Genomic DNA, 271 nt, shown 5'->3' on the forward strand with positions numbered 1-271 from the left:
TCTACCGCATTCGTATTGACAAAAAGTTTGTATACTACAGATAAGAAAGGGAATAAAGTAGAAGTTGTCATTATGTTTAACGATATAGAAAATCAAGTTGCATATCAAAAGCTGAGAAATAATGTAGATTATTTTATTCGAGATGCTATAACAGATGAAGAGTTTAGAAATAAATTATAATGAAATAATTTTATTATGTAAACAATGAGCTGTTAAAGGTAGGTGTTGAGATGGGGTTGAATGAGTATATGCTTGAAACGTTTCCAAATTT

Annotated in this window: 1 pseudogene; it reads left to right on the top strand. The window is 28.4% G+C overall.

Features of this window, described 5'->3' with window-relative positions:
* Positions 1-180: pseudogene (locus tag MR083_RS27220) on the top strand (serine hydrolase); the annotation flags it as partial.
* Positions 181-271 lie beyond the last annotated feature (91 nt).

The organism is Bacillus cereus group sp. BfR-BA-01408 (genome assembly GCF_022663305.1).
GTDB classification, from domain to species: Bacteria; Bacillota; Bacilli; order Bacillales; family Bacillaceae_G; genus Bacillus_A; species Bacillus_A pacificus.